General features: G+C 32.3%; 11 protein-coding genes. 7 read left to right on the forward strand and 4 right to left on the reverse strand.

Features of this window, described 5'->3' with window-relative positions; all coding sequences use genetic code 11:
- Positions 1-221 precede the first annotated feature (221 nt).
- The 3 genes from Q1A01_RS03455 to Q1A01_RS03465 all read left to right on the forward strand — a co-directional run bounded on the left by Q1A01_RS03455 (position 222) and on the right by Q1A01_RS03465 (position 5,274).
- Positions 222-1,229, forward strand: a complete 1,008-nt coding sequence (locus Q1A01_RS03455) for an IS30 family transposase (protein WP_299676026.1) — start codon at positions 222-224, stop codon at positions 1,227-1,229.
- Between the two features lie 304 nt (positions 1,230-1,533).
- Positions 1,534-2,436: a serine hydrolase gene (locus Q1A01_RS03460; protein WP_299676029.1), complete on the forward strand. Its 903-nt coding sequence runs from the start codon at positions 1,534-1,536 to the stop codon at positions 2,434-2,436.
- Positions 2,437-2,448: 12 nt separating this feature from the next.
- Positions 2,449-5,274: an Npt1/Npt2 family nucleotide transporter gene (locus tag Q1A01_RS03465; RefSeq protein WP_299676032.1), complete on the forward strand. Its 2,826-nt coding sequence runs from the start codon at positions 2,449-2,451 to the stop codon at positions 5,272-5,274.
- 440 nt (positions 5,275-5,714) lie between these two features.
- Here the strand turns inward: Q1A01_RS03465 and Q1A01_RS03470 are convergent, their stop codons facing one another.
- Genes Q1A01_RS03470 through Q1A01_RS03485 form a run of 4 tightly spaced genes read right to left on the reverse strand, consistent with a single transcriptional unit; the run spans position 5,715 to position 10,394 of the window.
- The gene (locus Q1A01_RS03470; RefSeq protein ID WP_299676035.1) at positions 5,715-7,043 is read right to left on the reverse strand and encodes a serine hydrolase; all 1,329 of its coding nucleotides are present in this window, start codon (positions 7,041-7,043) and stop codon (positions 5,715-5,717) included.
- Positions 7,044-7,045: 2 nt separating this feature from the next.
- Positions 7,046-9,955 carry a PEP/pyruvate-binding domain-containing protein gene (locus tag Q1A01_RS03475; protein WP_299676038.1) on the reverse strand — a complete coding sequence of 970 codons (2,910 nt, stop codon included), beginning with the start codon at positions 9,953-9,955 and terminating at the stop codon, positions 7,046-7,048.
- 51 nt (positions 9,956-10,006) lie between these two features.
- Entirely contained in the window at positions 10,007-10,210 is a 204-nt protein-coding gene (locus Q1A01_RS03480; RefSeq protein WP_299676041.1) for a hypothetical protein, read from the reverse strand.
- Positions 10,211-10,232: 22 nt separating this feature from the next.
- A complete protein-coding gene (locus Q1A01_RS03485) occupies positions 10,233-10,394 on the reverse strand; it encodes a hypothetical protein (RefSeq protein WP_299676043.1) in 162 nt (53 codons plus the stop codon).
- Positions 10,395-10,724: 330 nt separating this feature from the next.
- On the opposite strand from Q1A01_RS03485, the gene Q1A01_RS03490 reads away from it, so the two are divergent.
- The 4 genes from Q1A01_RS03490 to Q1A01_RS03505 all read left to right on the forward strand — a co-directional run bounded on the left by Q1A01_RS03490 (position 10,725) and on the right by Q1A01_RS03505 (position 14,632).
- Positions 10,725-11,744 (forward strand): AI-2E family transporter, encoded by a 1,020-nt coding sequence (locus tag Q1A01_RS03490; protein WP_299676621.1) that lies wholly within the window; start codon positions 10,725-10,727, stop codon positions 11,742-11,744.
- A gap of 74 nt (positions 11,745-11,818) precedes the next feature.
- A complete protein-coding gene (locus Q1A01_RS03495) occupies positions 11,819-12,373 on the forward strand; it encodes an AraC family transcriptional regulator (RefSeq protein WP_299676046.1) in 555 nt (184 codons plus the stop codon).
- 17 nt (positions 12,374-12,390) lie between these two features.
- Complete coding sequence (locus Q1A01_RS03500) at positions 12,391-12,837, forward strand: response regulator (RefSeq protein ID WP_299676049.1); 447 nt, start codon at positions 12,391-12,393, stop codon at positions 12,835-12,837.
- A gap of 7 nt (positions 12,838-12,844) precedes the next feature.
- The gene (locus tag Q1A01_RS03505; protein ID WP_299676052.1) at positions 12,845-14,632 is read left to right on the forward strand and encodes a CHASE3 domain-containing protein; all 1,788 of its coding nucleotides are present in this window, start codon (positions 12,845-12,847) and stop codon (positions 14,630-14,632) included.
- Positions 14,633-14,756: the final 124 nt, after the last annotated feature.

A 14,756-nucleotide genomic window follows, 5' to 3' on the forward strand; every position in this document is an offset into this window, starting at 1 on the left:
CCAAAACTTCAAAAAGTCTTGGGATTTTTTTTGCTTTCATATGTTGCTCTTCTGAAGGTAGTGCATCTTAAAACTTCGCTTTCGCGAAAGCTTCTAAAATATAAATCTAAATTTCCAGAATAGATTAAAATCTAAGTTCAAGTAATAAGTGCAACACGAATATTTAAAACAGATGGGGCTAGCCTCATCTGTTTTAGGCTCAATATTTATATTCGTTTTGGATGAAACACTATAAACAATTGACCTTGTCTCAAAGGTATCAAATCCAAAGTCTTTTGCAACTTGGATTTACACAGACTCAAATTGCTTCTAAAGTAAATGTAAACAAGAGTAGAATAAGTCGTGAACTTAAGCGAAATATCCCTACAAGGGGACAGACAGCTTATCGTTATTTAGCTGACCACGCAGAACGTAAAACACGCGATCGACACTCAAAGAAAGCCAAGGCAGTTCTTTTGACAGAACAACTAAAACTGCGCATATCTGATTTGATGCGTTATAACAAATGGAGCCCAGAACTTATTGCTAAGCGTCTTACTAAAGAAGGAGAACAATGTGTTAGTCACGAGACTATTTATAAGTGGATATGGACTGCAAAACATAGCCATCATCGCAAACACAAAGACTATAAAAACCTTCATAAACATCTACGCCATACAGGCAGAAGACACAAAAGAAGTAATTTAAAGGATAATCGAGGGGCTATTCAAAAAAGAGTGCCAATAGAGCAACGACCAGCAGTCGTTGCTGATCGTAAACGCATAGGAGATATTGAAGTAGATTTAATGATGGGAAGTAATCATAAGTCTGCACTTCTTGTAATGACTGATAGAGCAACACTGGTCACCATGTTAGAGAAGCTTAACGGAAAAGGCGCAGAACAGGTATATCAAAAAATGAAGAAACGCCTATCCAATTTTAATAGTTCTTGGATAAAAACGATCACCTTTGATAATGGAAAAGAGTTCGCTTATCATTATAAACTAGCACTAGATTTAAACACTAAGACTTACTTTGCAAGACCATACACCTCCCAAGATAAAGGAACTGTAGAGAATAGAATAGGTGTCATTAGACGTTTCTTCCCTAAGAAAACCGACTTAAATCTAGTGACAAAAGAGAGAATTAAAGAAGTAGAATTATTACTAAATTACAGACCTATTAGAAAGTTTAACTATAATAACCCTATTGAAGTCCTAAAAAATAAGTGTGTTGCACTTATGAGTTGAACACAGCAAATCTAAGTTTTAGTTATATGAAAATTAATGGATATTAGTAGTCTTTATAAGTATATGAGTATTTCGTTACTGATATTATATTCTTTTTAAATATTTCAAACAGGAGTGAAGAATATTTTGTCACGTTGAATCAATAAGAAGTAATTATCTTTGATGCATTAGATGCGATCAGCACTTTTGTAAAAGAAATTTAACTTAAATTATAATAGTTGTAATTTAAATATTAAAATTTTATTAAACCGAGGGCATCGGCATACAACTTGCACTATACAAGACCTAACTCTGAAAATAAATTATGTATAAAATAAAATTTTTCATAACAATATTCTTTATAGCGATTCAAGTGAAAGCGCAACGAACACTTCCGTTGCAAACAGATGGTGTTATTTCTCCAATATCTGAATTGCAAGATGATAAGTTGCAGCAATTGTTAACTTACGAAATCATGCGCAATCCTATTTGGAAACAGCTTATAAAAAATAAGCAAATGTCTGTGGGTCTTGTGGATTTAAGTGACCTTAATGATATTAAATACGCTGGGTTAAATGATAAAGAGCTCATGTATGCTGCAAGTCTGCCAAAAATTGCAGTTTTATTAGCGGCCATGGATGCTATAGAAAATGGAGAATTAAAAGAAACGAAAGAGGTCAAAAGAGACATGCGATTAATGATTAGTAAATCTGATAATAGAGCCTCGACAAGAATGATTGATCGTGTGGGATATGAAAAAATTGAAGCAGTATTAAGAGCTCCAAAAACAAAGCTCTATGATGAAGAAGTTGGAGGGGGGCTATGGGTAGGTAAACGTTACGCTGCAGGTGGTAGGCGTTATCCAGAACCTTTAAAGGGATTAAGCCATGCTGCTACAACCTTACAAGTATGTAGTTTTTATTACCAACTTGTATTAGGCAATTTGGTAAGCACTGATCGTTCGAAGGAAATGTTAGATATTATGAAGGACCCAGCTTTACATCACAAATTTGTAAACACGCTAGATAAGATAGCACCTAATGCAAAGGTCTACAGAAAATCGGGATCTTGGAAAAACTATCACTCAGATTCAGCACTTGTATGGGGTCCAAAAAGGAAGTATATTATTGTCGCTTTGATTGATAATAATCTTGGAGAGCAAATTATTAGAGATTTAGTGTTACCTTTTGAAAATGTCCTTAAAAAATCAAAGTTGGCTAGTAAATAAATTAAAGCTGATTTGAAAAAAATTATAAATAAAACATTTGGATTAAGAGATGGTGAAATATATATCTCTTTTTTAATGCAGTTATATATCTTTATTATTATAACAGTGTTGCTTATTGTAAAGCCTACAGTAAATGCTTTATTTTTAAGTGAATTAGGTGCCGATTATCTTCCTTTTGGATACTTGCTTGTTGCTGGGGTTGCTGTATCAACAACATATTTGTATAATAGAGCAATTCGTAATTTTTCTCTTTTAAAAATTACCATAATATCACTCATATTTTTTAGCTTAGGTTTTCTATTCCTTAGTGTAATTTTAAATTTTAATGTATTAAGTAATTTTCTTGTATATGCATACTACATTTTAGTGTCATTATTTGCAGTGATCTCAACATCCCAGTTCTGGGTTCTTGCTAATATGGTTTTTAATGCTAGAGAAGGCAAACGACTGTTTGGATTTATTGGTGCTGGAGCTATCGCAGGTGGAATCATTGGTGGTTATATTACTAGTATAATCACGGCTTCTTTTGGAAATAAAACTGCTATTTTTTTAGCAGGAATTCTAATTCTTTCTTGCATTCCAATTATTCAAAAAATATGGCAATTGAGAATACGTGAGATGAACACTTACATACGTAAAAAAGTGGCACACAATACTATTCATAAACAAGTATCTTCAATAAAACTTGTTTCAAAATCGAAACACCTCACATATTTAGCTTTAACAACTGGGGTAGGAGTTATTGTTGCCAAACTTGTCGATTTTCAATTTAGTGATTTTGCAAATACAAGAATACTGGATGTTGATGAACTCGCCTCCTTTTTTGGTTTTTGGTTTTCAACATTTAATATTATTGCTTTTTTGTTACAGTTATTCGTGACTAATAAGTTCCTAAGTCGATTTGGAGTCTCCTCTACATTAATAGTTTTACCATTGGGTATTGCTTTGGGAAGTTTATTGTTTTTAACATTCCCAGAGCTTTGGGTTCTTATCATCATTAAAGGATTTGAAGGGAGTTTTAAACAATCCCTTAATAAAGCAGCTATAGAATTATCTATTATGCCTATACCTCTCCAAATTAAAAACCAAGCAAAATCATTTATAGATGTAGCAGTAGATAGTATCGCTACCGGAATTGCTGGTTTTATATTAATATTTTTAATTAGAAAACTAGATTTAGGGACAACATATATTACAGTTATCATATTACTGTTTGTGCTTATATGGATTGTATTAATTTATAGGTTAAGAGAAGCGTATTTTGAATCTTTTAGGAAAAATATTCAAGACTCACTTAGTTTAAAAGGTACTAAAAAAGGAAGTAGAGAAACTACAGTGGTTACGTCTAGGCGTATCCTAACCAAGGGGTCTCCTGAAGAAATTCTTAATCTATTAGAAAAATTAGGTACTTACAAATTGACTTCGCTTAAAGATGCTATTATTGCTTTACTAGATCATCCTTACCATCAGGTGAAAATAGCAGCAATTAAGCATTTATATCTTTATGAGAAGGGGACGGCACTTGATAAAGTATCTTCTCTTATTACTATAGAAGATGATCGGTTGGTCTACGCTTGCTTAGATTATGTTATTCATCACTCAGAGATGAACGAGGATCTATTTTTTAAAAATTACTTAGATCACTCATCTGATTATATTGCAAATGCAGCGTTACTTTGTCTTGCAAAAGAGGCTTCTCATAACAGTGTATTTTGTAAAGGATATGAATTAGAGGAAAGGATAGAAAAGCAAATTAATATACTTAAACAACAGCAAGCCTATGTTAGAAAAGAGGCGCTTGCAAGTTTATTGCTTACTATAGGATATGCTAGAATTAAAAAATACTATTATTTCATATCAGTTCATCTTAATAATAGACATCCATTTATAGCAAAACAAGCAATCAAAGCTGCTGGGATTACGTCAAGTGATTTATTTATTCAAGATTTATTACTCAAACTAACTCGAAGTAAGTATAGGAAAGCTAGTATAAAAGCCTTACGTAAATATGGTCCAGAAATTACAGAAACCATTGTTAAGATGGATAAGGCAGAAAATATTCGGGACAACGTAAAAGTTCATATCCCGAAGGTAATTGAATCCTTTAATACACAAGGATCTATAAGTGTTTTGATTAGACTATTAAAAAGTAATGATGTTGTTATCAGGCTGGAAGCTTCTAAATCTTTATTGAAATTAAGATCCAAAAACCAATCATTAACATTTAATATAAGGACATTAAAGAAAAAAATTATTAATGAAAGTACATATTATAGAAACACTATGATTTCTATAGATTCTATAAGAGAACTAATGATAGCATCCCACAATGAAATTATTACTGATGCCTCAGTAGATATAGAAACTGCTCGACAGAATCTAGTAGAAGTTTTAGAAGAACAGCTAGAAGCGAGTTTAAAATGTATTTTTAGACTGTTGAGCCTTGTGTATGATGAAACTGACATAAGTGTTAGTTATTCTGGCCTGTTGAGTAATGTAACAGAGGCTAGAATTAATGCAATAGAGTTTTTAGATAACTTATTACAAAGTCAGTTAAAATCTAGGATATTGCCATTGATAGAATACACGGTTCTTGAAAAGGAGTCTAATAGCGAGTCTCGATTGAGGTTAGACATTTTGTCAGAAAGAAATTATGTTGCACTATTACTGAGAAGAAGAGGTAAACGAGTAAAGCTTCTAGTGCTTGAACTCATCAAGGTTCTAAATGATACAAGCTATATTCCTTTAGTACAGCCATTAACCAAACATCTTAATAAAGAAGTGAATGGGCGTGCGGAAGCAATTTTGAGACTGTTGGATACAACAAAAGCAGCTTGATTTTAGATTAAAAGAAACCCAACTATGCTATAGAATTGATTAATGAAACGCTATTTCGTAAAATCTGTAATATGTATCTAAAATAGATAGTTGAATTACTCTCGTTTTTCACTGAGATTGTTTCAGCATCTAGCGGGATCTTGGTTTAACACTTCGATCCTTTGGTTGACTTCTTTTATAAGATTCAGGACTCACCATTGGGTTTAATACTCTTTATTATCATCGCAAAAAGGTATATTAATCAGGAGCTTGCCTTGGAAAAGTTTGCTTGTTATTTCAAATTAATATTTTAAGCTTACATCTGCTGAGCACGCTTTCGCGAAAGCGTATTTATGAGATTCTTAAACATTTAGAGGACAAAGCGTTAAATTCAAAACACATTCAAGTGAATTTAAATTAATAGTATCTACGCTATAAATGCTACCTAAAGTATAGCTATTTTAGTTTTGTCCACCATCTCCGTCACCACCTTGATCATCTACATCTTTGTAATTTTCGTCTAACGTTATCTCTTCCTTATTTGAATTCATTATGACATCGTCTATTTTACTAGCCAAGTACATATGTGCTCCGGCAGAATTTTTGTTTAAGACGTTAGACATTAGACATACTATATATTTTGTATTATTAGGATGCTCTACTATAATGACAGAATTCATATAATTAAATACGTTACCTGCATAGCTTTTACAATTAGGATTTTTTTCTCGATCACATTTATAATAACTTCCAGATTTAAAATAAACGGCTGCACTGTCCAAACGACTTGATTTTGCATAGCGTATACGTCTGTCTGTAAGATATAATAAACGCTTCATTTCAAGGCTTGAATTTTGATCTACTACTTTACCTTGTTCAAGTTTGATAAGAAATTTCATAAGTCCTTTAGGCGTTCCTATACTTCCTCCTTTACGTCCTACATATTTTCCTGCAGGTCTTGTAAACATACCTCCTAGTCGCCATTCATCTTCAGTAATTCCTAACTCTCTTAGTGGCTGATTTACAACCATATTAGCAAGATTAGTAAGAGAATCTCGTGGAGTCTCTTTAAAGTAATTTTCTCCCTGTTCTTCCGTGAGAAATACATATTCAGGACCAAAGGCAGCCATGAGCATGGCCTCACGATACATAACGCTTGCTGCGCCGTTATTACTTACAGATACCATATGATCTAACCATTCATATAAAGAAAAAACATCCGTAGATCTGACTTGTCTTTTTGTAAGATTATCTTTTTCTATATCGTAAATAGGCACTGTGTGATGATCACCTGTTCCCCAGTATCTTGATGATACTTTAATATCTTTTAAATACATAACTCTGTCCTCCCAAGAGTTAGGGCATACTTTTGCCATTTGTGTAAATACAGCGTTCAGCACAGCAATTTTACCTACACTACCAGGTTGATAGCCCACATTCTCTCTATATCCTGCATATTTTAGAGCATCTGGATTTGTCATGTCTAAAACAGAAGCCGAATAAGCACCTGAAGGTAATAGACGGGTAATCTTTTGGGCAAAATCTTTGTCTTCTACAAGTAAATCATTTACGCTATCTTCTGGTCTAGATAGTAATTGAAGCTTAATTTCATCTAATTTTTTATAAGCTCCGAAAGGAATTCTATTGTAAGGGATACTATCATCCTGCATTTTTTTTATTTGATATAAACGCTTTATGCCTGTGCGCTTATATCCATCTATAGGATATGAAATCATGCTTATAGCAATCAGTGTAGAAATTCCCAATAAGGTGTATAATACTTTGGTCATATTTATAGTTTTTCAGAAAGTGATACGGTGGTGTTTTTTGCTGCTTTTGGAGAAATAGAGGTTAGATATTCAGAACTTTTGGCTTGTTTGTTTTCTACAAAAGGTCTAATTTGAAATAGCCATAATTTATCATTTTTAAAACCAAATTCTACATCATATGCTTGCGTATCTTCTGTAGATTCTGAGGTTAATGTAGCTCTAATTTTTGAGGCTAAAACCCTTATGTCTTCTATATTACGTTCATTTAAAATAGGTGCTTCAAAAGTAGTATGATGTCCAGAAGTACCTCCAGAAGCCGGAAGCCTTATATAATCAGGTTGTCTTGCTGGTGCCAATAGGGAGTGTGTGGTTGGGGTAATGAGTCTTGTTTCAGCAGATTGCCCGTCTACAGCACCTCCAGCACCTCTGCTAAAAGCAACTGTAAGATCATTGTCATCACCAGCGTTGATTCCTTTTGTAATCATTACTCCAGAATAATCAACATCTACACTGGGAATGATTAAAATAGACGGAAATACATTTTCAGGATTTGATAAATATTTCTGTCTCCATTTAAAGCTACGCTCGGTATAAGCAGATGCCCAAACACGTTTAATTCCTTTAATAATTTCATCTTCTTTTTTTATGTTAAATAATGTCAAGTTAAGACCAGCTCCTGTAAATTCCTTTAGGTCTTCCATATTTGTGTCACTGCGTAAGAAAACGGGTACCTGACCTATTTCATTTTTAAAAGCAGATTTAAAGTTGCTCTTTAAATCATTGGTAAAACTGTTTTTTAATGGCATTTCAATAATAGCTTTATTCAAAATGCTAAGTGCCTTCAATTGATACTCTTCTATAATTTCTTCAGAGATGTTATCTTTTCTCATGGAGTCCGCTTTCGCGAAAGCGCTATTAAGATATTCCCAATAGGTTTTATCTTGTCTTGGCATAGATTGTTCCATGTGATTTCTAAAGATACCAAATGGAATAATAATTCCTTCAACCACTTGTTCTGGAAATAAGCGCTTTAGTTCACCAAGGTTTGCCGCTTTCGGACCACATAATTTACCAGAATCTTTTGCGCTTACGTCACGCATATTTAATACAGTAGATACATCCAGTCGTATGTTCTCAACGGGAACGGTTATAATATTTTTATTGCGTTCTTTTTTGTTGAAAAGTGCTTTTTCTTGATCAGACATGTCATCTTCTTTTTTGAGGATCACATTGCCTTTGTTAGAGACTGCATAAAAAACATTTTTACCACTATATTTCTTAAGGGCTTTTAAATTTTCATAGGATAATGCAGCATTTGGAATTCCCAGATTACGGGCTAATAATTGTACATGAGACACTAAATTTCCTTCTGAGACAGTCATTATACCAGCAACAGGTTTCAAGTCTGCTGGCGGTCTCTCAAAAATATAAATTTTGTTTGTGTTTACTTCTATATCATCTGGGTTACCATCTACTACGACAAGTTCGCCAAAAGTATATCCAGGATTTAAACCACGTATACTGCTTTGATTGTCTATAGTCATTACACGGTTTGTAATGTTAGATGCTTTTGCAACTATTTTCCCTAATTCACTTACAGCTTCTCCCAAGGGAAGTGCTACACTACTGCGTATACGGTCATCTATAAAGCCATAGGCTAAAGGTTCGAATTCGGTATAGGTATTTATAATTTCTTGATAATTAGCTTTTGTCATGGCTGTACTCCATTCGACGATACTTCTACTTTTAGTGAGTAATGAACTAAGTTGCTCTATTGTAAGTTGCTCTTCTTGAATAAGTTTTTCAATGGAAGGAGCTACTGCATCGTACTCCCATCGTTCTATCAAACCTGTCCCAACCGCTGCGCAACTCATTACATTTATTTTGTTTAATTGCTCTCTTAAAGTGGTTGTTTCCCAACTTTGTAATTCAGTAAGTAATGTGCGTTCTAATCTATTTGAAATGTCTAATAAGAAAAGGCGGTCTTTACTTTTTGGATATGTAGCAATACTAAAACGGATTTCATTGAGAATATTTGAAATATCTGTAACTAACGAAACAGCTGTTTTATTGGCAGTATTACCCGTAACAAAATCAATCATTCTTTCTGTAGATGGATTTGAGGCAGGAAGTACTTTTAATTTTTTTTCTAATTCATAAAAGTCTATAGGTGCATAGAAAGCTTCCATAGTTTTTATAAGTGATTGAAGCTCTTTTATTGTTTCACTCGATAATGATGATTTTTTTTCAGAGATAAAGTTTTTAACAAGTACTACATCTGCTGCCTCAGGTTTGCCATGTATTTTTATACGTGCATCCATAAAAGCCGGCGTGTTTTCAGAGATTGCTTTAGATTGACTACGCATTAATTGAGCTAAATTACTATCTCCACTGTGTGGTATATCTTTTAATGATTGACGGATTAAGTAGAAATGAGATTTAATTATCTCATTATCATTTAATAACCATTCAAAAAACTCCTTTCCCCAGGCTTCTTCATCTTCACTTTGCAATGCACCTCTATAATATTGTGCTTTACGAAGTATCCAACCATCATCTACACTTTCTAAATATTTACCAATTTGATATTGCTTTAAACGGTTGTAATTATTTTTTTTATCCAGAAAATCATTTTTAGCTACAGCGGCCAATATTTCTCCAAAATATAAATTATTAGTAGATCGTAGTTTGAGGGCAGACTCCTTGAAGCTGGCATGCTGGATTCCTCCACCAATATCATCTGGGCAAGGATCTCGGGGTTCTCTTTCTGTACCGTCTTTACAGAACCATTTAATACGGTAATAAGGACCTCGGACATCTTTTTTATAGCTATCTACTACTGTTGAAACCTGTTTAGCCGAAAGTGATTGTGCCTTTGTAGGAACGTAGAAAAAAACTAAGATGAGAAGAGAAAAAATGTACTTGATTGGCATATTGCAATTTTATTTTAATGAGTGTAAATACAAGATAATCTATGTATTAAGTTACTTTATGTTATTAACAAAAGTTCCTACGAATAGTGTGATAAGTCCTATTCCTATGGCAATATATGCATTTGTATTGTCTTGAGCCTGGATACTCAGAGGTCCTAAACTTACAGATGCCTCTGGAACTATAAGTGTATATACACCATAAGCAAGTAATACAATACCTACAATGATTATAATTAGTTTAATAGTTTTATGCATAAATATATATATATATTAATTTTTATCTTTTTACGCTTCCTCTTATAATAGAAATAAATAACAGTGTCGCAAATAATAAGAGTGACACTCTTGCAGTTCCCACATAATTTGGAGATACATTACCAAAACATGCCAGTGCAGATACTAATACGATCACAAAACATATAATAGTCCAATTATTCATAGCGTTTTATTTTTTCATTAATTATTTTATAGTATGGGAGTAACAATACTGCAAATGTGCATTCATATTCATATTTTTACATTACAGAATTATAAATAATGGTTATAAGATTACAAGTAGCGGTGTGGTGCGTGAGTTAAAAGTAAATTATGTAATAACCCTCAATAATATTGTAACTAGTGATTTCTATCTTGTAGATAGTTTTGTATTGTCTATAGTCTCTGAATACTTTACGCAATGACCATAAAAACGACTCCATCAAATTTTGCATTTAATATCATTGCGCTTATTGCAGTAATATTTGCATTATATATACTTAAACCTCTCATCATGCCATTGTTGCTAGCGGCTATATTTGGAATTATGATTTTTCCAGTCCAATCTTTTTTTGAGAAAAAGTGGAGGTGTAATCGTCTATTTGCTACTATTTTTTCGATAATCATCATGTTTGGTCTTACGATACTCTTAGTATACTTAATCATTACACAACTTCGAAATTTTATGGATAACGGGAATGAATACATTTCCAAGATTACAGAAGTGTATACAAGTATCATAGGTAATGTAGAAAAATCTCTAGATGTCAGTGATCGCAATTCTTTGTTAGAACAAGATATCGGATTTAGCGAATTATTAAAGGGTAATTTTGACAAAATTTCTACATTTATTTTTGAGTCAGGGTCTCTTTTTAGTGACGTTGTTCTAATACCGATCTATTTATTCTTTTTTCTATACTATCGTCGTTTCTTAAGAAACTTTGCATATCGCTTATTTTCAAAAAAATCAAAGTCTTACATAAATTTAGTTATCAAGGAGGTATATCACATACAGCAAAACTATCTTGCGGGTTTACTGAAAGTTATGGTTATTGTAGGGGTTTTAAATACAGTAGGATTATTACTATTAGGTATTGAAAATGCAGTCTTTTTTGGATTTTTCGCGGCACTTTTATTAGTGATACCATATATAGGGGTTGTGATTGGAGCATTGTTGCCAGCATTGGTAGCATTGGTCACTAAAGATAGTTATTGGTATGTTTTCGGAGTGTTGGCTCTATTTAGTTTTATTCAGTTTATAGAAGGAAATTTTATTACTCCTAAAGTAACAGGCGGAAAGGTAAGTGTAAACTCATTCATTGTCATCTTTTCACTTATCGCATTTGCTATGCTTTGGGGCGTTGCAGGAATGGTTGTAGCAATTCCTATAACAGCAACAATCAAAATATTATGCGACCACTCTGAACAATACAAAGCTTTTGGGTTTTTAATAGGAGAACCTGAAAATAAATTCTTAAGAAGCACGGCTAGGAGTCGATTAAAAAAATGGAAATCGATAAGAAAAAAACGATAAAGGTCAAATTATGGTAAAGTACGATTTTAGTACTAAAAATTTAAACCATATTTTTACGTACCAATTTCAATATAATGAAACTCTTTATAAAATTTGATTTTAATACAGTTTGCAATACTGTTTTGAAAGAACAATTAGATGCTCTAGATTTAAAGTACGAAATACTCAATTTTGGAGAAGTTGCTTTTTTAGAAAAAGTGCCCGACCATAAACATGATGAGTTTACAAAGGCTTTAGAACCGTACGGAATTGAAATTGTAGAGGATCATAAGAGTATTTTAGTTCAGAAAATGAAAGATACAATCATAGATATGGTGTATAATTCAGATACAGAAGTGCACGTAAAAAGTTCAGTATATCTTTCTGAAAAATTAGGGCATAGCTATGGATATTTATCTAATCTTTTTTCTGAAGTTACCTATACTTCTGTAGAAAATTTTATCATTCTGCAAAAGATAGAATACACAAAGCGACTTATTATTAATGAGAATAAAAGCCTTACAGAAATAGCTTTTCAATTAAACTATTCTAGTGTTGCGCATTTAAGTACACAATTTAAAAATACAACAGGAATAACACCTTCTGCTTTTCAAAGGATTATTGCCAAAAGAAGAGAAGAAAACAACTAACTTAATACCTAATACCTATGGCAACTGATTATACACACATTATACTCGCTGACGATGATGAGGATGATAGAATGTTTTTTACAGACGCTTTTGATGAATTAAAAATGACTGTAAAAGTTACTACTTATAATGACGGTGTGTATCTTATGGATTACTTGAATCAAGAAGATGCCATCTTACCTAATATTCTATTTTTGGATTTAAATATGCCTCGTAAATCAGGAATGGAATGCTTGAAAGAGATCAAAGAAAACTCAAGATTTAAGGATGTTGTTATTGCGATATACTCTACCTCTGCTTCGGAAGAAGATATTGAGAATACATTTATAAAAGGCGCTAATATTTATATAAAGAAGCCAAGTGATTTTAAGGTGCTTAAAAAGGTATTGTCCAACGTTGTGACAACTAACTGGCAATACCACACTAATGGCTTAAACAAGGATAACTTTTTACTGAGACTCTAAGCGTATTATGATCATAAAAAGGATATATAAGTCTTCTTGGTTTGTAAAGGTTGTATTTGTAGTAAGTCTTTTTGCTATTATTTTTATAGCAGGGCTAGGGTACAAACATATTACCAATCTATCTAAGTCTACAGAGATGGTCATTCATACCTATAAAGTAAATGTAGAGCTAGAACAAATACTTTCATATCTTAAAGATTCAGAAACTGGACAGCGAGGCTATATCATTACGCAAGATTCATTGTACTTAAAACCCTTTATAGAAGGACGTAAAAAAGTAAATAATAGTTTTGCAGAACTTAAATACTTAACTAGCGATAATCCAGAACAGCAAAAAAATCTTAAGGAATTAAGTTCATTAATCGATAAGAGATTAGATAATCTTGAAATTGCTAGTAATTATGCTGCAAATGATCAAACAGATTTAACAAGATTTAAAGATGTTTTTCAGGAAGGGAAAAATTATATGGGAGCTATTAGAAATAAACTCAACTATATGATTTCTATAGAAAATGATCTACTTAAAAAACGAAAAGAAGAGTATGTAAGTGATGCAAGATTCACACCTGTCTTTTTATATAGTTTGATTTTACTTACACTGGTCTTAATGTATGCTGCTTACGCGAAAATAAACTCAAACCTAGAAAAACTAAAAAAGTCTAATCAGCAATTAGAAATCTTCAAAGAATCAACAAATCAATCTGAAATCATTAATAAACATGGAAGTTGGCGCTGGAATGTAGAAGAAGATAGTTTTTATTTTTCAGATAATTTATTTAGACTCTTAGGAGAAGAACCAGGATCATTTGCGCAAACTATAGAAAATTTCATGAAGTTTGTTCACCCAGAAGATGTAGAAAAGCTCTCTTCTCAGGTAGATGAAATGAAAGAAAACAAAGATCTTCCTTTTATAGTGTATAGAGTGATTCATAAAAGTGGAGACACCCGTTATTTAAAGGCATATGGGAAGAGTACCGTAAATTCTGAAGGTATAACTCAATTATTAGGCACAACAACAGACATTACAGATGAGATAGATCATTACAATACGTTGGAAAAACGAAATCAAGAACTGGAATTAAATAATAAAGAATTACAAGCTTTTAATTATGTTGCTAGTCATGATTTACAAGAACCTTTACGTAAAATACAGACTTTTCTCTCCAGATTAGAAGATAGAGAACAAGATAATTTTTCTGAGTCTGGCAAAAAATATGTAGAACGTATAAACAATGCAGCAAGTAGAATGCGATTGCTTATTGATGATTTGTTACAATATTCAAGAACAAATAAATCTGATGAAATACTGAAAAATAGTGATATTAATAAATTATTAGAAGATGCTCAACAAGATTTAGCAGAAGTAATCATAGCAAAAAATGCAACCATTACTACAGTAAAAATTCCAGAGATGAAAGTAATTCCTTTTCAGATACAGCAACTGTTTGGTAATTTGATAGGAAATTCACTAAAATACAGTGCAAAAGACCGAAATCCGATCATTGCAATTTCATACGATAAAGTAGAAGCAAGTGATGATCAACAATTGTCAAAAGCTCTATATGACGAATACCATAGGATTACGATTTCAGATAATGGTATTGGTTTTGAACAAGAATATGCAGAAAAGATTTTTACACTATTTAATAGACTCCATAATAAAGATGAATATTCTGGTACAGGAATAGGACTTTCTATTTGTAAAAAAATAGTAGATAATCATAGTGGATTTATCTTTGCAAAAGGTGAGCCTAATATAGGAGCTGTTTTTTCGATATATCTTCCTTTAGTATAACAGTACATTTTTGAAAAATTAAAATAGCCGTATTCAGTTACTGAATACGGCTATTTTACATGATACCTACACTTTATATTGTAATTACATAACATTCTCTATAAATCGTGTAATACGTAAAGTA

Origin of the sequence: uncultured Dokdonia sp. (assembly GCF_947492815.1) — a bacterium.
Taxonomy (GTDB): domain Bacteria; phylum Bacteroidota; class Bacteroidia; order Flavobacteriales; family Flavobacteriaceae; genus Dokdonia.